General features: G+C 41.2%; 18 protein-coding genes. 12 read left to right on the top strand and 6 right to left on the bottom strand.

Features of this window, described 5'->3' with window-relative positions:
• Positions 1-46: 46 nt before the first annotated feature.
• A complete protein-coding gene (locus DZC72_RS09435) occupies positions 47-1,309 on the bottom strand; it encodes a tetratricopeptide repeat protein (RefSeq protein WP_125222693.1) in 1,263 nt (420 codons plus the stop codon).
• Between the two features lie 73 nt (positions 1,310-1,382).
• Complete coding sequence (gyrA, locus tag DZC72_RS09430; protein ID WP_125222692.1) at positions 1,383-3,872, bottom strand: DNA gyrase subunit A; 2,490 nt, start codon at positions 3,870-3,872, stop codon at positions 1,383-1,385.
• A gap of 258 nt (positions 3,873-4,130) precedes the next feature.
• On the opposite strand from gyrA, the gene DZC72_RS09425 reads away from it, so the two are divergent.
• Entirely contained in the window at positions 4,131-6,683 is a 2,553-nt protein-coding gene (locus DZC72_RS09425; RefSeq protein ID WP_125222691.1) for an ATP-dependent Clp protease ATP-binding subunit, read from the top strand.
• Between the two features lie 208 nt (positions 6,684-6,891).
• On the top strand, positions 6,892-7,293 hold the full coding sequence (locus DZC72_RS09420) for an STAS/SEC14 domain-containing protein (RefSeq protein ID WP_125222690.1): 402 nt from the start codon (positions 6,892-6,894) through the stop codon (positions 7,291-7,293).
• 4 nt (positions 7,294-7,297) lie between these two features.
• Here DZC72_RS09420 and DZC72_RS09415 read toward each other — a convergent pair whose 3' ends face one another.
• Positions 7,298-8,842 (bottom strand): NAD(P)H-hydrate dehydratase, encoded by a 1,545-nt coding sequence (locus DZC72_RS09415; RefSeq protein ID WP_125222689.1) that lies wholly within the window; start codon positions 8,840-8,842, stop codon positions 7,298-7,300.
• A gap of 265 nt (positions 8,843-9,107) precedes the next feature.
• Here DZC72_RS09415 and thrA point away from each other — a divergent pair, with 265 nt between their 5' ends.
• From thrA to thrC, 3 genes are read left to right on the top strand one after another with little or no spacing between them, the layout of a single operon-like run.
• Positions 9,108-11,549: a bifunctional aspartate kinase/homoserine dehydrogenase I gene (gene thrA / locus DZC72_RS09410; RefSeq protein ID WP_125222688.1), complete on the top strand. Its 2,442-nt coding sequence runs from the start codon at positions 9,108-9,110 to the stop codon at positions 11,547-11,549.
• A gap of 2 nt (positions 11,550-11,551) precedes the next feature.
• On the top strand, positions 11,552-12,472 hold the full coding sequence (locus DZC72_RS09405) for a homoserine kinase (RefSeq protein WP_125222687.1): 921 nt from the start codon (positions 11,552-11,554) through the stop codon (positions 12,470-12,472).
• Positions 12,473-12,503: 31 nt separating this feature from the next.
• Entirely contained in the window at positions 12,504-13,799 is a 1,296-nt protein-coding gene (gene thrC / locus DZC72_RS09400; RefSeq protein ID WP_125222686.1) for a threonine synthase, read from the top strand.
• Here thrC and DZC72_RS09395 read toward each other — a convergent pair.
• On the bottom strand, positions 13,796-15,412 hold the full coding sequence (locus DZC72_RS09395) for an aminopeptidase P family protein (protein WP_394340637.1): 1,617 nt from the start codon (positions 15,410-15,412) through the stop codon (positions 13,796-13,798). The genes thrC and DZC72_RS09395 overlap by 4 nt on opposite strands.
• A 118-nt stretch (positions 15,413-15,530) precedes the next feature.
• On the opposite strand from DZC72_RS09395, the gene gcvT reads away from it, so the two are divergent.
• The 7 genes from gcvT to DZC72_RS09360 all read left to right on the top strand — a co-directional run bounded on the left by gcvT (position 15,531) and on the right by DZC72_RS09360 (position 21,397).
• The gene (gene gcvT, locus DZC72_RS09390) at positions 15,531-16,616 is read left to right on the top strand and encodes a glycine cleavage system aminomethyltransferase GcvT (protein WP_125222684.1); all 1,086 of its coding nucleotides are present in this window, start codon (positions 15,531-15,533) and stop codon (positions 16,614-16,616) included.
• A complete protein-coding gene (locus DZC72_RS09385) occupies positions 16,617-17,531 on the top strand; it encodes a glutaminase (protein ID WP_125222683.1) in 915 nt (304 codons plus the stop codon).
• A 1-nt stretch (position 17,532) separates the two neighbouring features.
• Positions 17,533-18,354, top strand: coding sequence for a sugar nucleotide-binding protein (locus tag DZC72_RS09380; protein ID WP_125222682.1), 822 nt, complete (start codon positions 17,533-17,535; stop codon positions 18,352-18,354).
• Positions 18,355-18,360: 6 nt separating this feature from the next.
• Positions 18,361-18,648 (top strand): 4a-hydroxytetrahydrobiopterin dehydratase, encoded by a 288-nt coding sequence (locus DZC72_RS09375; protein ID WP_125222681.1) that lies wholly within the window; start codon positions 18,361-18,363, stop codon positions 18,646-18,648.
• An 80-nt stretch (positions 18,649-18,728) separates the two neighbouring features.
• On the top strand, positions 18,729-19,439 hold the full coding sequence (locus DZC72_RS09370) for a YebC/PmpR family DNA-binding transcriptional regulator (protein WP_125222680.1): 711 nt from the start codon (positions 18,729-18,731) through the stop codon (positions 19,437-19,439).
• 44 nt (positions 19,440-19,483) lie between these two features.
• On the top strand, positions 19,484-20,386 hold the full coding sequence (locus tag DZC72_RS09365; RefSeq protein WP_125222679.1) for a hypothetical protein: 903 nt from the start codon (positions 19,484-19,486) through the stop codon (positions 20,384-20,386).
• Positions 20,387-20,539: 153 nt separating this feature from the next.
• Positions 20,540-21,397 (top strand): hypothetical protein, encoded by an 858-nt coding sequence (locus DZC72_RS09360; protein WP_125222678.1) that lies wholly within the window; start codon positions 20,540-20,542, stop codon positions 21,395-21,397.
• Between the two features lie 7 nt (positions 21,398-21,404).
• Here DZC72_RS09360 and DZC72_RS09355 read toward each other — a convergent pair whose 3' ends face one another.
• Complete coding sequence (locus tag DZC72_RS09355) at positions 21,405-23,027, bottom strand: glucosamine inositolphosphorylceramide transferase family protein (RefSeq protein ID WP_125222677.1); 1,623 nt, start codon at positions 23,025-23,027, stop codon at positions 21,405-21,407.
• A 79-nt stretch (positions 23,028-23,106) separates the two neighbouring features.
• Entirely contained in the window at positions 23,107-25,422 is a 2,316-nt protein-coding gene (locus DZC72_RS09350) for a GumC family protein (RefSeq protein ID WP_125222676.1), read from the bottom strand.
• Positions 25,423-25,499 lie beyond the last annotated feature (77 nt).

The following is a 25,499-nucleotide window of genomic DNA, read 5'->3' as shown; positions in this document are numbered from 1 at the left end:
AAAGGCCCTATGTTAAGGGCCTTTTAATTTGTAGGGAAGATTATAATTACTCTTCCAACAACTTTTTTATTCTCATGAAGTTTTCGTTATCGCCCATGGCACCATAGATATTTTTCAATTGGGTCAAAACACCTTGATTATCTGGATTAGTTTTTAAGGCTTCTTCCAAAATATTAGCGCCTTGCGTGAAAAAATTATCCTTCTTTTCCTTAAGTTCATCATAGCGGGCAATATCTGCACGGGAACTTCCCAAAGAATTCATTTCATCGATCAATCCGTTACCCTCATTTACATAGGTAGTAGAAAGGTTCAAATAGGCATTGGTATATCCAGGATTGATTTCAATTGCATTCTTGTAAGACTCCCTTGCTTCCTCATAATTGCCTTGCTCCATATTGATTACACCTACATTATAATGCAAATCTGCATTATCCGGTGCCAAAGAAATGGCCTCAGCCATCAATTCCTTGAATTTGTCCTTATCACCTAATTTGAAATATAAATTAGCCTCGTTAAGAATTAGATTCACATCCTCAGGGTCATTTGCTCTTGCTGCCTTGTATGCTTCCAAAGCCTTATCGTCCTGTCCCAACTGAGTATATATCAGTGCTGTATTTTTTACGATTTCAGCCTTTTTGGAAGGCGTTTTTTCGTCCACTGGATCTTTATATGTTCCTGATTTAACCATTAAATCTCGCTGAACTTTATCCATAATTTCCTCTTCACCGGTCGCTGTGTTGGTAGCTTTATATACGACACCACTACCGTCATAACCAATTTCTTGAAGTTCATTGTAGTAATCCAAAGCCTTTTCATAATGCCCACCATTTACGGCACTACTTGCGGCATAATAGAGGTAAGAAGTGTCTTTAGGACTTAATTTATAGCTCATATAAAGCTTTTCTGCTGCGGAATCGAACTTCTTTTGCTCGTTATCGGATACAGCTGAATTCACCAAATCAGCTGCAATACTGGCCATATACTGGTTGGCTTCGCTAGTGTATTTGCTCTTACCGGATTTCTCCTCGATTTCCAAAACCTTTTTAAAGGAATTTGCTGCCGTTTCAAATGCCGAATCATCTCCTTTTTTTGCCAAATCAGCATAAATCTTACCTCTTGTGTGATAATATTGAGCCTGCATTTTTTCATCAGCACTCGCTATACTGCCCATGGCCGATTCAATACTGGTCTTTGCCGCCGAAGCGTCCCCATCCTTCAATGCCTTCTCAGCATCTTTTATCTCGTTTTTTTGAGCTAATCCAATTACTGCAAAGGACATCGCCGCTATTATTGAAATCTTAGTTTTCATTTTTGAAGTTATTAAATATTAATTAGTGTTAATTTTCATTCGGTGCAAATTTAATCAATTCCCGTGCCAAGTTTTACTCAGGGTTGACTTCTATGTCCTTAATATTGGTTTCATCCAGGTCATCTTCATCCTTCATAACCTTGGCTACGGCCGCAATGGAATCGTTATCCCTAATATTAATTAATCTCACACCTTGGGTCGCCCTTCCCATAACCCTAAGGTCTTCTACGCTCATCCTTATGGCAATACCTGATTTATTGATAATCATCAAATCATCTGAATCCGTTACGTTCTTGATGGCGACCAAATTCCCGGTCTTTTCGGTAATACTGATGGTTTTAACACCCTTACCTCCCCTATTGGTAATTCTATAATCCTCAATACTAGATCTTTTTCCGTATCCGTTTTCCGAGACTACTAAAAGTTCATCCTCAAAATTGTGTACGGAAACCATGCCTATCACCTCATCATCATCATTGGCCAAAGTGATCCCTCGAACCCCAGATGCACTTCTACCCATAGGTCTCGTCTTACTTTCCTCGAACCTAATGGCCTTACCAGACTTCAATCCAAGGAAAATCTGACTCGTTCCTGTGGTCAATTTGGCTTCCAATAATTCATCGTCCTCGCGAATTGTAATGGCATTGATACCGTTTTGTCTTGGTCTGGAATATTGTTCCAATAAGGTCTTTTTAACTGTACCTTTTTTGGTAGCCATAATCACATAGTGACTGTTCACATAATCCTCGTCCTTTAAATCCTGGGTACAAATAAAGGCCTTGACCGTATCATCCTGCTCTATATTGATAAGGTTCTGTATGGCCCTTCCCTTAGAAGTCCTGCTTCCTTCCGGTATTTCGAATACGCGCATCCAGAAGCATTTTCCTTTCTGCGTGAAGAACAACATATATTGGTGGTTGGTACCTACAAAAAGGTATTCCAAAAAGTCCTCGTTTCTGGTAGAGGAAGCTTTTTGGCCCACCCCGCCCCTATTTTGTGTTTTATATTCCGTAAGTGGGGTTCTTTTTATATACCCGGCCCTAGATATAGTAATTACAACTTGTTCGTTGGGAATCATATCTTCCATACTCAAGTCGCCACCTGCAATATTTATCTCTGAACGTCGTTCGTCGCCATACTTTTCCTTCACTTCAAGAAGTTCCTCCTTGATAATCTGCATTCTACGCTCTTTTCTGGCAAGAATATCTTTCAAATCGGCTATGGTCTTAATAATTTCATCGTATTCAGAGCGCAGTTTGTCCTGTTCCAGACCTGTCAACTGACGCAGCCTCATTTCAACGATCGCCTTGGCTTGGATTTCGGTAAGCTTGAATCGCTCCATCAAGTTTTCCCTGGCCTCGTCTGCATTGGAAGAAGCTCTAATAATGGCGATAACCTCATCGATATTATCCGATGCAATGATGAGACCTTCAAGTATATGGGCCCTATCTTCCGCCTTTTTAAGCTCAAACTCTGAACGCCTAACCACCACTTCGTGCCTGTGCTCTACGAAATGATGTATCATTTCCTTGACATTCAGCAACTGTGGTCTTCCTTTTACCAACGCAATGTTGTTTACGCTGAAAGATGTTTGTAGAGCAGTATATTTAAATAACGTATTAAGGACAATATTGGGTATCGCATCCCTTTTTAACATATAAACAACGCGCATCCCCTTTCGGTCAGATTCGTCCCTTATGTTTGATATTCCCTCTATCTTTTTATCGTTGATAAGGTCGGCCGTCTTTTTAATCATATCCGCCTTGTTCACCTGATAAGGGATCTCGGTCACAATGATACATTCGCGCCCCTGCACTTCTTCAAAATGGGCCTTGGCCCTCATAACTATTCTACCGCGACCTGTATGGAAGGCCTCCCTGACCCCGTCATAACCATAGATAATCCCTCCCGTAGGAAAATCAGGAGCCTTAATATGGGTGATCAACTCATCTATTTCAATGTCATTGTTGTCAATGTAGGCTACGGTCCCATCTATAACCTCGGAAAGGTTATGTGGGGGCATGTTCGTCGCCATACCAACAGCAATGCCTGAAGCACCATTCACCAATAGATTTGGTATTCGAGTTGGTAAAACAGTAGGCTCCTGTAATGAATCGTCAAAATTCAATTGATGATCTACGGTATCCTTATCGATATCGGCCAACATTTCATCTGCAATTTTTCGCATACGGGCCTCCGTATAACGCATTGCCGCCGGACTATCGCCATCCACAGAACCAAAGTTACCTTGACCATCGATCAACATATAACGCAGACTCCATTCCTGGGCCATCCTGACCATGGTATCATAAACCGAAGTATCTCCGTGAGGATGGTATTTACCCAATACCTCACCTACAATACGCGCCGATTTCTTGTGAGCACTGTTACTCCGTACACCTAGTTCGTGCATACCAAAAAGCACCCTCCTGTGTACGGGTTTCAGACCATCTCGCACATCTGGCAGTGCTCGTGACACTATGACCGACATTGAATAATCAATGTAGGCAGATTTCATTTCCTCTTCTATGTTGATAGGAATCAATTTTTCTCCTTCAGCCATCGTAAATCTTTAATTGTTTTTTATTCGTAAAAAAGCATGCCAATATACGGAAAATAGAGGGGTTTGAAGAACTTCAAAAGGTATTTATTCAATATTTTATTAACATAAAACATGGGTGCGTTCGTTAATAATTAAACGTGGAGGTACTTTGATTTGCTGAACTTTTTTCGTCATTTAGAACAACTTTAACGAATATAGGTACGGTATTTGCCTAGGATTCATTGATATTTAGTAATTTTATAGTTGATAATTCGATATATGGACGATAATTTTTCACCTAGAGTAAAAGATGTAATTGCATACAGCAAAGAGGAAGCTTTACGTCTTGGTCATGATTTTATAGGTACAGAGCATTTAATGTTGGGCCTTTTGAGGGATGGTAGTGGAAAAGCAATAAGTATCTTGGATGCCTTGGACGTAGATTTAGAACATTTGCGAAGAAAGGTCGAAATACTTAGTCCTTCCAACCCAAACGCGGGGAGCGTTCAAAAAGACAAGAAAAACCTTCATTTGACGCGCCAAGCGGAAAGAGCTTTGAAAACCACATTTTTAGAGGCCAAACTTTTCCAAAGTAGTTCCATAAATACGGCACATTTGCTTTTATGTATCCTACGGAACGAAAATGACCCCACCACAAAACTCCTTCACAAGTTGAAAGTGGACTATGACGGGGTCAAGGAACAGTTCAAGTTTATGATAACCAGCGATGACGAAATTGTAGATTCGCCTACTTCCGAGTCGTTTCCTAGTGACTCAGATGAATCCAATGAAGGAAAGGAGAGTAACTTTGGAACCAACCCTGGAAATAAAAGTTCCAAAAAATCCAAAACCCCGGTATTGGATAATTTCGGAAGGGACCTTACCCTTATGGCCGAAGAAAACAAGCTAGACCCTGTTGTAGGAAGGGAGAAGGAAATAGAACGTGTTTCACAAATATTGAGCAGAAGGAAAAAGAACAACCCGTTATTAATAGGCGAACCTGGTGTGGGAAAAAGTGCCATAGCTGAAGGTTTGGCCCTAAGAATCATCAATAAAAAGGTTTCACGCATTCTTTATAATAAAAGGGTGGTCACTTTGGATTTGGCTTCGCTTGTAGCCGGTACAAAATATAGGGGCCAATTCGAAGAGCGTATGAAGGCCGTAATGAACGAGCTTGAGAAAAACGATGATGTCATATTGTTCATAGACGAAATTCATACCATTGTAGGCGCCGGTGGCGCTACCGGTAGCTTGGACGCTTCCAATATGTTCAAACCGGCACTTGCCAGAGGGGAAATCCAATGTATAGGGGCTACCACTTTGGACGAGTATAGGCAATATATCGAGAAGGACGGTGCCTTGGAAAGAAGGTTCCAAAAAGTGATCGTTGAACCTACAAGTGTGGACGAGACCATAGAGATATTGCACAATATAAAAGGAAAGTATGAGGACCATCACAATGTCAGTTACACGGATGAAGCAATTGAGGCATGCGTAAAACTAACCAATAGGTACATGACGGACAGGTTCCTTCCAGACAAGGCCATTGATGCATTGGATGAAGCCGGTTCAAGGGTACACATAGTTAATATGGATGTCCCTAAACAAATTCTTGAATTGGAGAAGCAATTGGAAGATGTACGCGAACTCAAAAATTCAGTTGTTAAAAAACAAAAGTATGAAGAGGCCGCAAAACTGAGGGACGACGAAAAAAGACTTGAAAAGGATTTGGCTATTGCCCAAGAAAAATGGGAGGATGAAAGTAAGCTTCACAAAGAGACTGTTACGGAGGACAACGTTGCAGACGTGGTTTCGATGATGAGTGGAATCCCAGTTAATAGGATTGCCCAAACCGAAAGTAATAAATTGGCGGGGCTACCAAAACTTATCAAAGCGAACGTGATCGGTCAAGATGAGGCGGTAGCCAAGGTTTCCAAGGCCATACAAAGAAACAGGGCGGGTTTGAAGGACCCCAACAAACCTATAGGTTCCTTTATATTTTTAGGACAGACAGGAGTAGGAAAAACCCAATTGGCCAAGGTTATGGCAAAGGAGCTTTTTGATTCGGAAGACGCCTTAATCCGGATCGATATGAGCGAATACATGGAAAAATTTGCTATATCTAGATTGGTAGGTGCACCTCCAGGATATGTTGGATATGAGGAAGGTGGCCAATTGACCGAAAAAGTAAGGAGAAAACCTTATTCAGTTATTTTATTGGACGAGGTTGAAAAAGCGCATCCGGATGTATTCAATATGTTACTACAGGTATTGGACGATGGGTATCTAACGGATAGTCTGGGAAGAAAAATAGACTTTAGGAATACCATTATCATTATGACCTCCAATATTGGAGCCCGTCAATTAAAGGATTTTGGACAAGGCGTGGGCTTTGGAACCGCCGCTAAAAAGGAACAGGCGGACACACATCAAAAAGGGGTCATTGAAAATGCTTTGAAAAAGGCGTTTGCTCCAGAATTCCTAAATAGGATTGACGATGTCATCGTCTTTAATCCTTTGGAAAGGGAACATATCCATCAAATTATTGATATTGAACTTTCCAAATTGTACAAACGAATCAAGGGAATTGGTTATGAATTAAAACTTTCCGAAGCTGCAAAGGACTATATAGCGGAAAAAGGTTTTGATAAACAATACGGTGCCAGACCCCTAAAAAGAGCTATTCAGAAATACATTGAGGATGTTTTGGCAGGAGAGATCGTAAATTCCAAGTTGGCTGAAGGAGATACCATTTCTATGGATTTGGACGAGAAAAAGGAAGAACTTACCATTAAGATTGACAAACCACAAGAGTCTCCAAAATCTGAATAATTAAATGAGAATATAAAAAATAAAGGAAGGGCATCTAGGTAAGATGTCCTTTTTTTATTTAATGGAATTCATCGGCGCTCGTAAGAATTGAAACACAAAGTGATCGACCCCATCGTATTACGTGAGATATTTACGCTTTTAATCTAATAATTTATACGGTGAGGGATAATCGGTATATTTTCGTTACAGACACTATAATGAATATAAAATGAAGGTAGGATCTGTGAATAAAAAGATCATCGTGCGTGAGTACAACCTGGAGGTTGGAAAAATTCAGGTTTTTGACGATTATATGGTTTCCATTTTTGATGAGGGTGCCACGTTAACTTTAGAAAGGGCGTATCAAATAATAGGGATTTCTGAAATTCATTTCAGGGACAAAAATTTCGGATTTATAAGTCTTAGAAAAAACTCCTATGCTATAGACCCCACTATATACAGCTATTTAAAAGAGCTAGAGAACCTAAAGGCATTTGCTATCGTTTCCGTTAAGGAAATAGATATGCACAATTTCAAGATAGAAAAACTCTTCTATAAAAAACCGATGAAGTTTTTCATTGAATATGAAAATGCCCTTAAATGGGTCAAAAGAAGAATCAGCGCCAAGTAAAGGACTAGCTTTCCTTTTCAGAGGTATCCGAACGCTCATGCTCCGATACCTTGAACAAATCCAAAAACGCACTACCGATACTTTTAGTAATATCCGAAGCGATCAAAGCCTGATACCCTGTTTCCTCTATGGCAATGTCCCCAGACCTTCCGTGGATATAGACCCCAAAAATGGCAGCCTGTAGACTTGGGTATCCCTGTGCCATTAAGCCCGTTATGATACCGGTCAGGGTATCGCCGCTGCCCGCTGTGGCCATCCCTGGATTACCCGTAGTGTTTATATATCCCCTCCCATCAAATAGGGTTATGGTGTGGGCTCCCTTGATAACAACGACTAGCTTGCGCTCTTTGGAAAAGCGCTTCACCTTTTCCAACTTTTCAAAATCGTCCTTCCATTTGCCTACAAGTCGCTCCAATTCCTTGGGGTGCGGTGTTAAAATGGATTTTTCCGGGATGAGGTCCAAAAGCTCTTGGTTTTGGGAAAGAATGTTCAGTGCATCCGCATCTATGACAAGAGGCAATTTATTTCGGTTTAAAAAATTCTCAAGCGCCTTCACAGATGTGTCCGTTGTCCCCATGCCTATTCCAATACCAACCGCAGTGGGCTCCAGGTCAAACTCAATATCTTCTATATTGGATTTACCATTGGATATTACCATCACCTCAGGTATCGCAGTCTGCAAAATTTCATAACCACACTCCGGGACATAGGCAGTCACCAACCCACTTCCTACCTTCAATGCCGCACTACTAGCTAGGGTTACTGCACCAATTTTTCCATAGCTCCCACCAATTATAAGGGCATGTCCGTAGGTGCCTTTGTGCGAATATTTTTCTCTTGGGCGATAAAATTGAAGCACCTCATTTTTAGATATCAGCTCGTAGTCCGTTTTTGCGTTCATCAAAAAATCGGTATCAAGTCCAATATCCAACACCTCCCAGTGATCTACATAAATTCCGGTTTGGGGAAGAAAGAAAACCAACTTTGGCACCTGAAAACTTAACACATAATTGGCCTTAATTACTGCTTCTTTGTCCTCCGGAACGCTGTCCGTAAACAACCCTGATGGAATATCCACCGAAAGGATAAACGCCTTGGAAGTATTCAAATGCTTGATTATTTGGGCCACCCAAGCATCGGGCGTTCTGTTCAACCCTATCCCAAAAATGGCATCCACGATAATATCGTTTGGATGAATTTCTGGCATATCAGTATCGGCATCCATGTAAACAGGCCAGATTTTACGATCTTTCAATCGATCCAAATTGATCATGAAATCCTTGGATCGTTTATCGCTATACTTAACCACGTACACAGCAATTTCATAACCATGCTCGAACAAATGCCTGGCCAGCGCAATACCATCGCCACCGTTATTTCCTATACCACAGAATAGATGGATTTTTACCGGTGCCCCCTGCATTCTCAAATGCATCCATTGAAAGATTTGTAGGGCCGCCCTTTCCATTAATGCATCACTTGATATCTGTTGTTTCTCAAGGGTTACTTTATCGGCTTTATAAATTTGTTCTGCAGTAAAAACCTTCATTTTTTGGTAGATTGAATTAAAAAGTAACGATTCCATAAAAAATTGTGGAAACGTTTGAATAGCTGGTCAAATGTACTACTTTTGGGCCTCATCCTATTAAAAAGGAATCGTACCTAAATGGACACTATGTTTGTATCCAATACAACTATAAACTATTTTAACACACGTAACGTGTTTTCAACCCCTATGGGGTAAGAACTATATACTTCCGCCACTGTGTTTTTCAACACGATTCCCATAGAGTTAATTCTTATTTCACCCTAACATGAAAGTCTTAAAATTTGGTGGCACTTCGGTTGCCAACCCAGAAAACATTATAAAAATCAAAAACATCCTTTTATCCTATAAAGGGAATATAATTGTTGTGGTATCCGCCTTTGGCGGAGTGACGGACCAACTACTTCAAGCAGGTGAGTTGGCGGCCAAGGAACAGACTGGTTATAAAGATATACTGAGTGAAATCGAGGCCAGACATTTGGATACCGTAAAGGAACTGATTCCCATAACCGCCCAAAGCAAGGTGCTTAGCAAGGTAAAGTCTGAATTGAACATACTGGAAACCTTATTGGAAGGCGCCTATTTTATTGGTGAGATTACACCAAAGCTTTCCGATAAAATCGTAAGCTTTGGGGAACTGTTATCATCGTATATCATAAGCGAGTATTTGGCTTCGGAGGGTCTAGATGCCGTTTACAAGGACAGTCGGGAACTGATCAAAACCTTTAAGCTTGCCGGCAAAAATGTGGTGGACTTTACGTTGACCGATGCTAATTGCAAGGAATATTTCAAAAACAGTTCGGCTTCTATAACCGTTTGTCCGGGATTCATCGCCACCTCAAAAAATAATGACATCACCACCTTGGGCAGGGGCGGATCGGATTACACTGCGGCTATTTACGCAGCCGCCTTGGAAGCTGACATTTTGGAGATTTGGACCGATGTTAGTGGCATGTACACAGCCAATCCCAAAATGGTAAAACAAGCCAAGCCCATTACCCATATTTCCTATGAGGAAGCGATGGAACTTTCCCATTTTGGGGCAAAAGTACTATACCCTCCAACGATACAGCCTGTGTTGTCCAAGGGAATTTCCATCTTGATAAAAAATACCTTTAAACCTGATGAGGCTGGCACCCTTATAACGAAATCAAAGAACGAAGGAGGAAAAACGGTTCGTGGTATAAGCCATATTGCCAATATGGCCCTACTCTCTTTAGAAGGACCCGGAATGGTTGGGATTCCAGGTATTTCCAAACGCTTTTTCGAGGTACTGTCACAAGCAAATATAAGTGTCGTCCTTATTACACAAGCCTCCTCTGAACACTCAATATGTGTTGGGGTATCCGCAGATGACATTGAAAAATCCGTTGAAGTGGTAAACGAAGCTTTTGCCTATGAAATTGAAAGGGGGAAAATCCAGGAAGTTATACCGGAGAAGGGACTGGCCATTGTAGCACTAGTAGGCGATAATATGAAAAGCCACCAAGGACTCAGTGGAAAAATGTTCAGCACGCTTGGCAAGAACAATGTGAATATTAGGGTGATTGCCCAAGGGGCATCAGAACGCAACATATCCTGTGTTATCAACGAAAAGGATGTGAAAAAGGCCCTTAATGCACTCCACGAAGAGTTCTTTGAAGAAAACGTTAAGCAACTCAATCTGTTTGTAATGGGTGTTGGGAATGTTGGTGCCAAATTCCTAAACCAAATTAAATCACAGGAAAAATACCTAAAAAAGAATTTAAAGCTGAATGTTCGGGTGGTTGGCATTTCCAACTCCAGGACCATGCATTTTGATGAAAAGGGAATACAATTGGATACTTGGCAAGATACTTTGTCCGGTGGACAAAAAGCCGATAAGAAACTTTTCATCGATAAGGTGAGGGACCTTAATTTGCGAAATAGCATATTTGTGGACAATACCGCAAGTGCGGAAATAGCGGGCACTTACCCTGATTTTTTGAGTAACAGCATATCCGTAGTTACGTGTAACAAAATTGCCTGTTCCTCAGAGTTTACTAATTATGCACGCCTAAAATCCCTCGCCAGGGAATACAATGCGCCGTTTTTGTTCGAAACCAATGTGGGTGCTGGATTACCTATCTTGGACACTTTGAAAAACTTGATTGCTTCCGGAGACAAAATTCTTAAGATACAGGCGGTTCTGTCTGGAAGCTTAAACTTTGTCTTTAATAATTTCAATGATACAAACACGTTTCACGATATCGTAAAAAAGGCTCAAGAGGAAGGGTATACGGAGCCAGACCCAAAGATAGACCTAAGTGGAATTGATGTAATGCGGAAAATCCTCATTTTGGCAAGGGAGAGCGGCTATGTTTTGGAAATAGACGATATCAAGAACAATTCCTTTCTGCCCAAAGAAAGTTTGGATACCACGAACAACGATGATTTCTTTACATCCTTGGTCAAATATGAGTCGGATTTTCAGAAAATATATGCCGATGCCAAAGCGAAAAACTGTAAGCTCAAATATGTGGCTCAGTTTGAAAATGGCAAAGCTAGCGTAGGACTTCAGGAAATTCCAGAAGGTCATGATTTTTATAATCTGGAGGGAAGTGATAATATCGTATTGTTTTTCACCGAAAGATACAGGAACCTTCCATTGATTATTAAGGGAGCAGGTGCAGGTTCCGATGTAACGGCGTCGGGTATTTTTGCGGATATTATTAGAATAGGTAACTTTTAATTATGGACGAAGTAAAGGTGTTCTGCCCGGCGACAATCGCTAATGTTTCCTGCGGATTCGATGTTCTTGGCGTTGCCTTGGATTCGGTGGGGGACGAAATGGTAGTACGAAAGATCCCTAAAAAAGGTGTTTTCATCACCAAGATAGAGGGACAGAATTTACCCCTAGAAGCAGAAAAAAATGTTGCTGGCGTTGCGGGATTTGCATTATTGGAAAAAGCCGATTACAAAGGAGGTTTTGAAATCGAAATAAATAAAAAAATAAAACCTGGAAGCGGCATAGGTAGTAGTGCGGCGAGCTCCACGGGAGCGGTTTGGGCCATGAACCATTTATTGGGAAACCCTTTTTCAAAAACGGATTTGGTCACCTTTGCCATGGAAGGGGAGCGCTTGGCAAGTGACGTTGCCCATGCGGACAATGTGGCCCCTGCCCTATTTGGGAATTTTACACTAGTACGAAGTTATACGCCTTTGGATATCGTACCCATTAAAGCACCCGAGGAATTATTTGCTACGGTAATCCATCCCCAAATCGAAATAAAAACATCCGACTCGCGAAGAATCCTAAAGACAACCTTAACCATGCAAACCGCTATCAAACAATGGGGGAATTTGGGGGGATTGATTGCTGGGCTTCTTCAAAATGACTACGAGTTGATAGGTCGTTCCTTGGAAGACCATATCGTTGAGCCCATCCGTTCTATCCTTATTCCCGGTTTTGATAGGGTCAAAAAAGCTTCCTTGGATGCAGGGGCACTAGGAGCGGGCATTTCGGGGTCGGGACCATCCATTTTCGCTTTGAGCCGGGGAAGACAAAATGCAGAAAAGGTAGCCCGCGCTATGAAAAAGGTTTATGAGACCATAGGAGTGGAACATGATGTCCATGTTTCCAAAATAAATCATGAAGGTGTTCGGATAATTTAAATTCTATACCATCAAAACTAAAATTAATACGTTGAAATTTTATAGTCTACATAAAAAAGCACCGGATGTTTCCTTTAAGGATGCTGTAATAAATGGCATAGCTCCAGACAAAGGACTTTACTTTCCTGAAAGTATTGAACCCCTGCCCATAAGCTTATTTGAAACTATCGAGGACTTGTCCAATCAGGAAATCGCATTTAATGCCATCCATCAATTCGTTAGTGATGAAATCCCGAACGATGTCCTCCGTGAGATTCTAAAGAATACGTTGGATTTTGAGTTTCCCGTCGTTGAAATCGATAAGAACATCGCTACCTTGGAACTTTTTCATGGGCCCACCATGGCCTTCAAGGATGTAGGTGCACGCTTCATGGCGCAATGTTTGGGCTACTTTTCTAAAGACGAAAATAATGAGGTCACCGTTTTGGTGGCCACCTCTGGAGATACGGGAGGTGCCGTAGCCAATGGATTTTTAGGGGTGGATGGTGTAAAGGTGGTGATCCTTTATCCAAGCGGAAAGGTGAGTGATATCCAGGAACGTCAATTGACCACCTTGGGGCAGAACATTACGGCCTTGGAAGTGGAAGGTACTTTTGACGATTGTCAGGCGATGGTCAAAACGGCGTTTCTAGATGAGGCACTTTTAAGTAACATGAAACTGACCTCGGCCAACTCGATCAATGTAGCCCGATGGCTTCCACAGTTATTTTACTTTCTGTTCGCCTCTAAACAAACAAAAAGCAAGGGAAGGGAAATTGTATTTTCAGTACCTTCCGGGAATTTTGGGAATTTATGTGCCGGTTTGGTAGCCCAAAAATTGGGAATGCCGGTGAAACATTTTATTGCTTCAACCAACGTGAATGATACCGTTCCTCAGTTCATGAAAACGCAAAGCTATGACCCTAAACCATCTACGGCGACCATCTCAAATGCGATGGATGTGGGCGACCCTAGCAATTTTGTGCGGATACGACATTTGTTCCATGATGACTTTGAAACCATAAAATCCAATCTTTCCTCCTACTCCTTTACGGATACTCAAACCAAAAAAGCACTTTTGGATATCTATAAATCTAGTGGATATATTGCCGACCCACATGGGGCCGTGGGCTATTTGGGATTAAAAAAGTATCAGGAAAAATATCCAGATACCTATGGCATCTTCTTGGAAACCGCCCACCCTGTAAAATTTTTGGATGTGGTGGAAGAAACCATCGGGGAAAAACTTCCTTTGCCTCCTCAAATTCAAAAGGTCATGGGCAAGGACAAAAAATCCATAAAAATTAAAACCTACTCGGAATTAAGTGAATTCCTATTGAACCATTAATCCAGCTTTGGCAGTTGAAAATCATCCAACGGACTGGGCTGTTTCATCATTCCCTCGATGGCTTCCGTCGTCCGGGGTGCCATAGCCGATAGGTTTATGGGACCCTCATCGGTAATAAGGATGTCGTCCTCGATACGTACAGCAATCCCCCACCACTTTTCATCGCAATCGCTGCCCTCTGGGATATAAATACCGGGCTCCACAGTAATGACTGTATTGGCTTGAAACGGACGGTAAGTACCTTGGTCATGCACATCCAAACCTAAATAGTGGGATGTACCATGCGGAAAATAGGTCCTCGCCTCACTTGCTTCCTCGATAATCCCCAAGGTAATCAATCCATCCTCCACGACCTTTAAGGCTGCTTTTCCGGGAGCCTGGAATTCGGCGCCCACCACACTGGCCTTTATCCCTGCCTCCTGGGCCTCATATACAATATCGTAAATGGTCTTTTGCTCAAGAGTGAATTTTCCATTGGCGGGAATGGTACGGGTAACATCGGCCGTATAGCCATGATATTCCGCTCCCAAATCCATTAGGATCAGATCATTGCCCACCTCCATTTTATTATTTTCAATATAGTGTAAAATACATCCGTTATTGCCACCCCCTACTATGGATGGATAACCCTCATATTCCGCCCCATATTTTTTATAAACGTATTCATGGACACCTTGTATCTCCGTTTCGGACATGTTGGGATGCATCGCTTTCATCACTTCTATTTGACCCACTGCGGAGATTTCAATGGCCTTTTTCAACAATTTCATCTCCTCCGGGGTCTTCGTTTCCCTGAGCGTGGCCATTATTTCTGAAATCATTCTGGAGTCCAAATTGTTGGAAGCCAACACTAAATTTACCTTTTCCTTTACTTCCAGCCTCTTTGATTCATCGGTGGCATTCACAAAGTCCGTCAAGAATTCATCCCCTTTGAGATTTTCATAAAAATCGAGATATCGCCGTACACTCTTTACCACATTTTCAGCATTCTCAGGTGTGACAGATTGAATCATGGCATACAGATTCTGCTTCATGGGGTCATAGTCCGATGGATAATTGGCCTTTAGTTTAAACGTTTTGATAAGATCGAACAAATCGGCCTCTCCCCTTTTGTCCCTGTAATCATTCTCAAAATCAAAAAAGGAAACGGTATTAAAGGATTTGAAATCGATGGGAACATTGGCGAAATCACTGCCATTAAAAACCTTATCAAAGCCAAGTTGCTCCCGTACCCCTTCCACTCCCAAACGCTTTCCGGTCCATTGCTCTTCCTTGGCATTTCGCTCCTGTACATAGATCATTTCATTATATTCATGTCCAGCGGCATCGGTTTGCATATCGGAGAAAATAAGCAGCACGGCATTGGGTTCCTTATATCCGGTGAGATAATAAAAATTAGGATCTTGATGGTAGATATAATCCACGTCATTGGCCCTGTTGCGTTCCGCATTGGCAAAAAAGACCAGAACACTGTTTCGGGACATTAATTCACGGACTTTCTCCCTTCTATCTTTATGAAATTCTGATGACAAATAGTCTTGCGGAAGGTTTTGAGCGGTTACCGTTACTATAGAAAGGATGGCAATCCACAGCATAGATAATTTCATAGTCATTCTTTATTATTGCAAATAGGAAAGGACAAGTTACTATAAAATTTGGGGAAAACATACGATGCCCTTAGAATGCTATCCTATTTAATTCCCTTAAATTTGCCTTGCATAATTCGATACTATGAAAAATACAGCATTAACAAAAACCCATGAGCAATTAGGTGCCAAGATGGTACCATTTGCAGGATATAACATGCCAGTTTCATACGAGGGCGTAAATGTGGAACATGAAACGGTTAGAAACGGTGTTGGTGTCTTTGATGTTTCGCACATGGGTGAATTTTTGATCAGCGGTCCCGGCGCACTGGACTTGATACAAAAGGTGACCTCCAACGATGCTTCCAAATTGACAATAGGCAGGGCCCAATACAGTTGTTTGCCCAATGAAACCGGGGGTATTGTGGACGATTTGATTGTTTACAAGATCAAGGAAGAACAATATCTTTTGGTGGTCAATGCTTCCAATATAGATAAGGATTGGGCACATATTTCGAAGTATAATACCGATTTCAAGGCTGACATGCGAAATCTATCCGATGATTATTCGCTGCTGGCCATACAAGGTCCAAAAGCAGTGGAAGCCATGCAATCTTTGACTTCCGTTGACTTGTCACAAATCAAGTTCTACCATTTTGAAGTGGCCGATTTTGCCGGTATAGAATATGTAATCATCTCAGCAACGGGGTATACGGGTTCCGGTGGTTTTGAGATCTATTGCAAGAACAGTGAGGTGCAACAAGTTTGGGACAAGGTTTTTGAGGCCGGTGTAGATTTTGGTATCAAACCGATCGGTTTGGCAGCTAGGGACACCTTACGATTGGAAATGGGCTACTGTTTGTATGGAAACGATATAAACGATGAAACTTCCCCAATTGAAGCAGGCTTGGGATGGATAACCAAGTTCACCAAGGATTTTGTCAATAGCGAAGCTCTGGAAAAGGAAAAAGAAAAAGGGCCCGAAAGAAAGCTTATTGGTTTTGAGTTGGACGAACGGGGAATACCAAGGCATGACTATGACATTGTGGATGCCGATGGAAACAAAATAGGCATCGTAACCTCTGGAACCATGTCACCTTCTTTAGGAAAAGGTATCGGATTGGGGTACGTCCCGACCGAGTTTTCAGCAATCGGAGGTAAAATCCATATACAGATTCGAAAAAATTCGGTGCCAGCCACAGTAGTGAAACTTCCTTTTTACAAGGGTTAAATGCCAGATTTCAAAAATATATTACATACCATTTACGAAGAGACAAAGCAGTTGTCCGATACTGGAAGGGTTGCCACCTATATTCCCGAATTGGCCTCCATCAGTCCGAATAAATTTGGGATTTGCCTGCTGGACATAGAAAAAGAATCATATCAAATCGGAGATTTTGACGAGCGTTTTTCCGTGCAAAGTATCTCCAAGGTACTCACATTGGCCATGGTCATGGGTCTCATTGGTGAGAAAATATGGGACCGTGTGGACGTTGAACCTTCTGGAGATCCATTCAACCATCTTTCCCTTCTGGAGCAAGAAAATGGCATACCAAGAAATCCTTTGATAAATGCCGGGGCAATTGTAGTAGCGGATATTTTGGTGAGTGAACTCAAGAACCCCAAAAAGGAATTTTTGGATTTTGTACATAAAATTAGTGGTGACACCACCATTAGGTATGATGAGAAAGTGGCCCAATCAGAAAAGGCAACCGGGTTCAAGAATTATGCTGCAGCCAATTTGCTAAAGTCCTATGGCAATCTTAAAAATGATGTCATCGAGGTGCTGGATTTCTACTTTTGCCAGTGTTCCCTATCCATGTCCTGTACCCAGCTTTGCCATACTTTTTACCTATTCATCAATAGAGGAAGGTGTATGCAAAATTTTGATTTTTTGACCGTTAGCCAAGTAAAACGAATCAACGCTTTAATGCTTACGTGTGGCTTTTATGATGAGGCGGGTGAATTTGCCTTTGAAGTGGGGCTTCCGGGAAAAAGTGGTGTAGGCGGTGGTATCGTGGCATTGTTGCCAAAAAGATTCTGCGTGACCGTCTGGTCTCCAGGCCTGAATCCAAAAGGAAACTCCTCTAGGGGCATGGCCGCATTGGAGCGACTGACCACATTATCGGATTTATCAATTTTTTAGTTTGGAAAAAAAGAAGGTCTTAATATTAGGGGGAAGCGGTTTCCTTGGTAACGCCATATATAAGGAACTCTGCAACTATTTTGATACCTATGGAACGTATTTCAACGCTAGAAGGTCTTTTGAAAACAACCAACAATTTTTTAGGTTCAATCATGAAGAAGATGATATTTATGATGTTCTGGAAAGCGTAAAGCCACAGATAGTCATCTCTGCTTTAAGAGGTAATTTTGCGGCCCAAATCGTCACGCACCAACACCTAGTGGAATATATTGGCCAAAGAAATTGCAAACTTTATTTCCTTTCTTCGGCAAATGTTTTTGATGCTTATAGTAAGTATCCATCCTACGAAAACGACAAAACACTTTCTGAAAGCATTTATGGCAGGTTAAAGATCAAGATAGAAAATATGCTGATGCGCTTGCCAAAAGATAAAACGGGAATTCTAAGGATACCCATGGTATTTGGCAATCACTCGCCCAGGGTACGTGAGATGAAAAATCTTATTTTAAACAACGAGCCGATAGAGGTTTTCCCTAATTTGATATTAAATGTGACCAATGATGACAAGCTAACCCAGCAAATTCATTATCTTATCAATAGAAATAAAACAGGAATTTTTCACCTTGGGAGTACGGACTTGGTACATCATGAAGATTTTGTAAAAGAGGTCTTGGAACGTGTGGGTAAATTCAACCCTATTATTAAAAGAGTTTATACCACCAATGAAGACAGGTATCTGGCAGTGCTTCCAAAATCCAACCTACTTCCCAAGAATTTGAGATTCACATACCAGGAAATAATTGACCATCATATTATAAAATAATAACACATGGAAAAATTTACGGACAAACAGATTTATGACTACCTCAGCCAACTGGATGGCTGGGAATACGTGGATGGAGCAATCGAGACCACTTTTGAGTTCAAGGATTTTAAGGAAGCATTTTCGGTCATGACACGAATAGCTTTTGAATGTGAGGCGCAAGGCCATCACCCTGATTGGAGCAATGTATATAAAACGGTAAACATTCGTTTAAGCACCCACGAAGCCAATGGCGTTACGGAAAAAGACTTTGTACTGGCAAGAAGCATCGAGGACATAATTGAAAGTGATTAACGACCTATCTTTAAAGATTGGTTTTAGGTTTTAACCTTTGGGAATTTTGTTAAATTTGCCAGCATCAATAATATTAGAATATGGGAAGAGCTTTTGAATTTAGGAAAGCACGTAAAATGAAGCGATGGTCGGCAATGTCCAAAGCCTTTACACGAATAGGCAAGGATATTGTAATGGCAGTAAAAGAGGGAGGACCAGATCCGGACTCCAACTCTAGACTTAGGGCCGTGATTCAAAATGCCAAAGCGGTAAACATGCCCAAGGACAATGTGGAGCGTGCCATCAAAAGAGCAAGTGATAAAAGTCTTGGAGATTATAAAGAGGTATTGTTTGAAGGCTATGCACCCCATGGAATCGCTATTCTTATTGAAACCGCAACGGACAATAATACCAGAACCGTTGCCAACATTAGAAGCTATTTTAACAAATGCAACGGTAGTTTAGGAACCTCCGGCTCCGTGGAATTTATGTTTGACCATACCTGTAATTTTAGGATTCCGGCAGACGGCATTGACCCAGAGGAGCTGGAATTGGAAATGATAGATTTTGGGGCCGAAGAAGTCTTTGTAGATGATGACGGCATTTTAATCTATGCTCCCTTTGAAAGCTTTGGTGCGATACAAAAAGAATTGGAAAATAGGGGAATCGAAATCCTATCCTCCGGTTTTGAGCGCATACCCCAGGTCACCAAGCCCTTGAGTGAGGAAGAGGCCGCCGACGTTGAAAAATTACTAGAGAAAATCGAGGAAGATGATGACGTTCAGAACGTCTATCATACCATGGAAGAGTAATTTTTTGAACTTCTAGCCAATTTAAAGTTTATTGAAAAATGAGAATGATAAAGCCATTCTTGGTACTTGTGTCGATAGTCATGGGATGTGGCGGTTTCCTTTTCATTTCAAAAGATAAAAAAGTCGGGGATTCCAAAAAACTGTTATCTGAGGAAACCACTTTGGACCAAAGTCGGGAAACCCCTCCAACCCTACTCTTCAAATCCGGTTTTGAAGGTGTTTCTATAAGTAACCCTAAAGATGGTTATCAATATATTACAGGACAAGATGCGATAACCAATTTTTCATGGCCCATATATATTCTAGGTTCTGACTTTAGTGGCATTCATCGGGTCAATGACGATAATGGCAAGGCCATAAAAAATAAATTGGAAAAAGTGCAGGGCCCAAAAGGCAATATAACCAACACACTTTATCAAGAAGTAACGTACGACGTACAAGTGACACAAACACCGTATCAAATCAACAACATCAAACAAAACCCCGGTGAATTGTATGTACGCTATTGGATGAAGACGGATACGGTATCGCTTTTGGGCACAGATGAATGGCGTGCCATTTGGGAGTACAAAACAAAAGAATATGCTGAAAATAGAGGTTTTAGGATGATTGCCTATATGGCAAAGGACAATCAGGGTAAACCGTTTTGGCTATTCCAAGGGGACAAAAATCCTCAAATGCCTGTTTGGCAGGTAGAAAACTATAAGATTCCTTTGATAAGGGGCGAATGGTTTAAGCTCGAGTTTTTCTTGCGTTGGAGTGATGATTCCAATGGGTACGCATCCATGAAGGTAAATGACCAGCTTATTGGGGAACATCATGGCCCAACGACCAACAATTCAGACCCTATGGATTTTATGATGCTTACCCAAGTATATGGCAATTCCCACCCTCTGTACCAGTGGGTGGACGACCTTGAAATTTGGGATGGAAACCCAACTCCTTGATTAATATCATCACCATTGTTCAAAAATCCGTCCATATATCGGAAATAAAAGTATTCAAAAGAAGGATTGATTTTTCAATGCCTAGAATAGGTATATTTGAAAAAAATTGTTTAGTTCCGATTTCTGTAAAGTCGGCATATCCTGTAGTCACTTATGAGATCAGTGTTGCCTTATATTTTGGCCGTAACGCTACTGTTTGCTTCGTGCAATAATGACGGAGAAACAGATAGCCAAAAAACAACGCCTCAGATGTTATTCAGTTCGGGTTTTGAAGATGCCACGTATGTGGACCAAGTAAGGGACAATTATCAGGTCATACGCGGTACGGATGGTACCACGGGGTTTACATGGCCTATAAAAATTCTGGGGTCAAATTTTGCTGGCATCCATAGAATTGAGGATGATGGTGGATCCGCTATAGAAAACTATATTGAAAGCATAGAAGGCGTAAATGGTACGGAGACAGCAGCCCTTTTTCAGCGCGTAAATTATGACATAGGGGTAACACAAACACCCTATCAAATCAACAGTGTACAAGAAAATCCAAGCGAGCTGTACATTAGTTATTGGATGAAGATAGACGATACCTCCCTAAATGGGCCCGATAATTGGCGTGCCATTTGGGAATACAAGACAAAAAAATACAATATCAGCAGAACCGATGGATTTCGTATGATTGCCTTCATAGCAACGGACGACAATGGAACACCCCACTGGCTTCTTCAAGGTGATATAAATCCAACGGAACCTATCTGGCAAGTTAGGAACTATCAAGTACCCATACCTAGGGAGGAATGGTTTAAAGTGGAGTACTTTCTAAAATGGAGCGATAAGCCTGAGGGTTATGCATCCATGCGGGTTAATGGCAACCTGGTCGCGGAGCATTACGGGGCTACCACCAATGATGGCGACAATTTGGATTTTATCATCCTTACCCAAGTATACGGTAACACCCATCCCATGCATCAGTGGATCGACAACATTGAGATTTGGAGTGGATTACCTGAGTAATGACTCCTTACGTTTTTAGATTAAGTGAATTTAGGTAGGCCGCGTCAAAAACAAAGGCCTTTTCTGTTTGGTGCAGGTGGTGTATGGCCATAAGATGCTTAGCAAAAGTTGGATAATAAACTGTCTTCACCTCTTCCTCATATTCCTCCAGGCTTAGTTTTTTTATTTGATTGATATTTAACGCCCTGCCATAAATTCCATCCACGTTTCTTTGTGAAGGTCTATAGGAAATCCCTCCCTTTGTAAAAACACCACCTCCGTTTCGGGCTACGCGAGCGTCTATTAGTACGGGGTTATTTTGATGGGGCACCAATGTTTCCAATTTCAAGGAGTCCACTTTATAGATATGAAGCTCACTGTTCATAGGAGCGGACGCATCCATTTGTTTGTTGAGGAAAAGCCATCTTTGATTTTCTTCATCGGTGTAAAAAAAGGGATCAGCTACAAGTTCTCCTTCAAAGGCGGTACTGTAAAGTTCCCAATAAACAGGAAAATGGACCGCCCTATACAGCTCGAGTCTTTTGTTTCCAGAAGTTTCCGGCATTAAGTAGATGTCCTTACCATCCCTAAAAATGAAGGGAAAGGAAAGATGGTAGTCCGTTACCAAGACATCCTTGATATCTACCAATGTAGTCCCTTCTATTCGTGCACAGGAAATTTTCCCTTTTTTTGTCCGATACGAATAGTTTTCAAAAAAAACATAGTCGGTTCCATGGTGTTCAAATAGAAAAGGATCTGCCCAAAACTCATCCTTGGGCATTGGGATAGGTCTAATTTTTTCCAAGGAAGATGTTTCAAATTCGCCCGTACCCAGAAAAAGCGACCATTTCTCCGGTCGTATGCCCAAAAATTTATCCCCTAATTTCTCCAAAGTCTTTGCCCCAAGTCGAAAATAAAACCTACGCAAATACCTCAACACGTTCCTAAACCCCGGGTATTCCTTTGTAGGAAGATTATACGCGGTTTTTGGGTATTTAGATTGACTTCTTTTGAATAAGGCGCCCAATTCCTTGAGAACCATGGATACAGCACCCTCCGTAACAATTTTAGCTGTTTCGGTCATTGACCAAGCCCTATTAAAAAAACAAGCACTTAACAGTTCACAATGGTCATAGTTACCCTTGTTTGCCTTGATTAGCGAAGCCCCAATACCTTCTTGGGCATCCAGAATCTCCCAAAAACCTATGGGACCGTGTTTTCTTTGATCAAGATCGGAAAATAAAATGTTCCAAATACCATTTCGGGATTTATAGATAGGGTCATCCGATAAAAAAATATCGGACAGGTTGAGAATGACCTCAAAGCCCTGATCATCGTGCGATTTAATCTTCAAATCAGGTACATCGATGCAGAAAGCCTTCGGATAATTATCACGGATAAAGTCTGATATGTTAACATCAGGTTTTGGGATGTTCAACAACTTTCTCTCTAAAGCCGCCTGAAGATTCAAAAGCTTTGCTGAAACAGAAAATCCGGTAGTATATGATGTGATATCTCGAGTAGGAGCCTTTTCCATGGAAAGAAAAACCGTTTCAAAGCTTTGGTTTTCCACTGACCACTTGATAATTCGCTGCTGCCAATGTTGAATTGGGGCATCAACAGAAATCAATATTCCAACTCTTTTTACCAAAGGTTTTTATTTAAAGTTAGAACGAAAACAGCTATAGATAAAAATTCGGTGAATGGCCAATTGAATATTCCTACCTTCCTTAACTATTGTAACCGTAGGCGTAGCCATAATTATATTTCCTTTGTTTTAGATTGCCCACGGCATTTACCACGTATGCCATATTCTTCAATTTCTTGTTTTTGTGCAATTCTTTTGAAAAGTGAAGCAGATTTATATCCGTCATACCTGAACGAAGCACAAATAAGGTAACATCCGCATAATCTGAAATCAAGAAAGTATCCGTAACCAACATGGTTGGGGCTGTATCGACAACTATGTAATCGTAGCTTCTTTTGGCCTCATCAAGAAATTTACCAAAACGTTTATTTGAGAGTAATACTGGCGCACTTTCTGGAATGGCCCCACTTAAATAAACATGATGATTGAAGTTTTTCTTAAAACCGAATTGTATTCCATCTTGAAAATCAAACCAATCGTTCTTTAGAAAGTCTGAAAGGCCCGGCGAATTTTTTTCCAAATCCATATAACTATGCAATTGTGGATTCCTAAGATCTGCTCCCACTAAAAGCACCCTTTTCCCTAAACTGGCGTAAGCCAAGGATAGGTTTAATGCCGTCATGGTCTTGCCTTCTTCCTTGATCGCAGAAGTGACGAACACAACCTTGCCACCTTCTTTTTTTGGAACAAGGTAATCCGTATTGGTACTCAAAATTCGGAACGATTCCGCCAATGCAGATCCTTCCTGGAAACCTTGCATATTTTTCTTGTACTTAAAAAATGGAATCTCTATCAGTGTAGGTATTTCCGGATTGATTTTTTCAATTTCCTCCCGACCTTGGACTTTGGTATCCATGGAAGAACGGAAAAATATAAATGTCAAAGGCAAAATAAATCCCAACATCAATGAAACAGGATACACTAAGACCTTTTTGGGCCAAACGGGTTTGAGACCGCTTACACTATAGTCTATAACTTTTATGGAAGAAGCCGGTGCCGCATATTCTATGGCCGCTTCTTCGCGCTTGCGCAAAAGTAAAAGATACAGGTTTTCCTTTATGTTCTGCTGTCGTTCAATAGACCTTAGAATTCGCTCCTGTTCCGGTATTTGGGAAAAATCAGAACCGGCGCGGTTTCTTTCCTCATTGTAAGTGCGCAAAGAGGTTTTCATCTGTGCCTCGTAAACCCCTACTGTCTTAAGAATGTTTTCCCTGGCAAAATTCAACCGTTCCGACAGATTTTTAAGATTCGGATGGTCCTTTCCCACGGAGAGCATAAGTTTTTGTCGTTCCCTTGCCAACTCGTTATAATCTTGGACCATCGTATTCAAGGCCTGGTTGGCGAGACCAATATCCGCCGCCAACAGACCGTAGGCATCATTGGAATACAGGGATTTCTTTAGAATGCCCAACAACGAAATTTGGGTTTCCAATCGCAAAACCTCACTCTCACTTATGGTCTTTTTACTTAGGCTGGCGTTGGCATCCGACTGTATGTACGAGAGGTCCTCCAATTTTTTATAGTCCTTTTTGCTCAACTCGATGGAGTCCAATTCCATGGATAAATCCTTGAATCGTTGATCAATAAGGGATAATGTGTGTTGGGCGACAAGCTGCTTGTCCTCCAAACTGTTGTTATCGAATTTGTATACAATGGCATCCAGAATGGCCTCGGTCCTTTGCGTGCTATGCCCTTTCATGGATAGGGTAATGACATCGCTTTGTTTTTCTGAAGTACCAATTTGCAATGCTTCCGAAAGTAAACTAGTGGCTTGCTTTTTTGACCTTAATACGACCCTATAAGTGATACCCTTGTAGTTGTTGATATGGTCGATATCCCCCAAAATAATCCTGAAGGGCAGTTTAAAGTCCCTATCACGGTCTTCCTCATAGGAAACTAAATAAAAATTTCCTTCGCCATCCATAATATTGAATCCGGCCGATGCCATTTCAATTTCATAGACCATTGGATTTATTATTTCCGTATCGTCGATTATAGTTTGCAAAACAAAGGGAACTGCCCAAATTTGGGAATATACCAAATTGTTAGACTGGTAGTAATCCACATTAAGTCCCAATTCGTCCACCACTTCCCCCAACAATCTGTACGATCTGATTACTTCAATATGGTTTTCAAGGTTCAGCCCTAGGTTAGGGTTGTTCATGACCCTATCGTTGGGAATGATTTTTGGTTCCTTGGCATCGTCCAAAATTTTGATCTTAGCTTCTGTATAAAAGGTTTTTGGCGCATATTGACTGTAAAAATGTCCCAACACTAAAAAAATGGCACAGCTGGCAACGAACCAAGGCCAATACCGGGCATATTTTAATAGTATGTCTTTGATGGAAACGGTCTCGTCCTCATCCTTGAAATCTAAGATATATGGCTTTTCACTCATAATTTTCACGTGTATCCTTTTAGATACACCTAATGAAAGAACAGGATTCTTTCAAAATTTTAAACACTGTTTATTTA

Origin of the sequence: Maribacter algicola, from assembly GCF_003933245.1 — a bacterium.
GTDB lineage: Bacteria > Bacteroidota > Bacteroidia > Flavobacteriales > Flavobacteriaceae > Maribacter > Maribacter algicola.
Note: the sequence above shows the minus strand (reverse complement) of the source record. Positions and strands in the feature narration are given on the sequence as shown.

Coding starts and splice junctions, on each gene's coding strand:
- DZC72_RS09375 (WP_125222681.1), top strand. CDS start 18,361: ATGGAAAAATTTACGGACAAACAGATTTATGACTACCTCAGCCAACTG.
- DZC72_RS09425 (WP_125222691.1), top strand. CDS start 4,131: ATGGACGATAATTTTTCACCTAGAGTAAAAGATGTAATTGCATACAGC.
- DZC72_RS09385 (WP_125222683.1), top strand. CDS start 16,617: ATGCCAGATTTCAAAAATATATTACATACCATTTACGAAGAGACAAAG.
- gyrA (WP_125222692.1), bottom strand. CDS start 3,872: ATGGCTGAAGGAGAAAAATTGATTCCTATCAACATAGAAGAGGAAATG.
- gcvT (WP_125222684.1), top strand. CDS start 15,531: ATGAAAAATACAGCATTAACAAAAACCCATGAGCAATTAGGTGCCAAG.
- DZC72_RS09360 (WP_125222678.1), top strand. CDS start 20,540: ATGAGATCAGTGTTGCCTTATATTTTGGCCGTAACGCTACTGTTTGCT.
- DZC72_RS09415 (WP_125222689.1), bottom strand. CDS start 8,842: ATGAAGGTTTTTACTGCAGAACAAATTTATAAAGCCGATAAAGTAACC.
- DZC72_RS09370 (WP_125222680.1), top strand. CDS start 18,729: ATGGGAAGAGCTTTTGAATTTAGGAAAGCACGTAAAATGAAGCGATGG.
- DZC72_RS09395 (WP_394340637.1), bottom strand. CDS start 15,412: ATGACTATGAAATTATCTATGCTGTGGATTGCCATCCTTTCTATAGTA.
- DZC72_RS09420 (WP_125222690.1), top strand. CDS start 6,892: ATGAAGGTAGGATCTGTGAATAAAAAGATCATCGTGCGTGAGTACAAC.
- thrA (WP_125222688.1), top strand. CDS start 9,108: ATGAAAGTCTTAAAATTTGGTGGCACTTCGGTTGCCAACCCAGAAAAC.
- DZC72_RS09350 (WP_125222676.1), bottom strand. CDS start 25,422: ATGAGTGAAAAGCCATATATCTTAGATTTCAAGGATGAGGACGAGACC.
- DZC72_RS09405 (WP_125222687.1), top strand. CDS start 11,552: ATGGACGAAGTAAAGGTGTTCTGCCCGGCGACAATCGCTAATGTTTCC.
- DZC72_RS09435 (WP_125222693.1), bottom strand. CDS start 1,309: ATGAAAACTAAGATTTCAATAATAGCGGCGATGTCCTTTGCAGTAATT.
- DZC72_RS09365 (WP_125222679.1), top strand. CDS start 19,484: ATGATAAAGCCATTCTTGGTACTTGTGTCGATAGTCATGGGATGTGGC.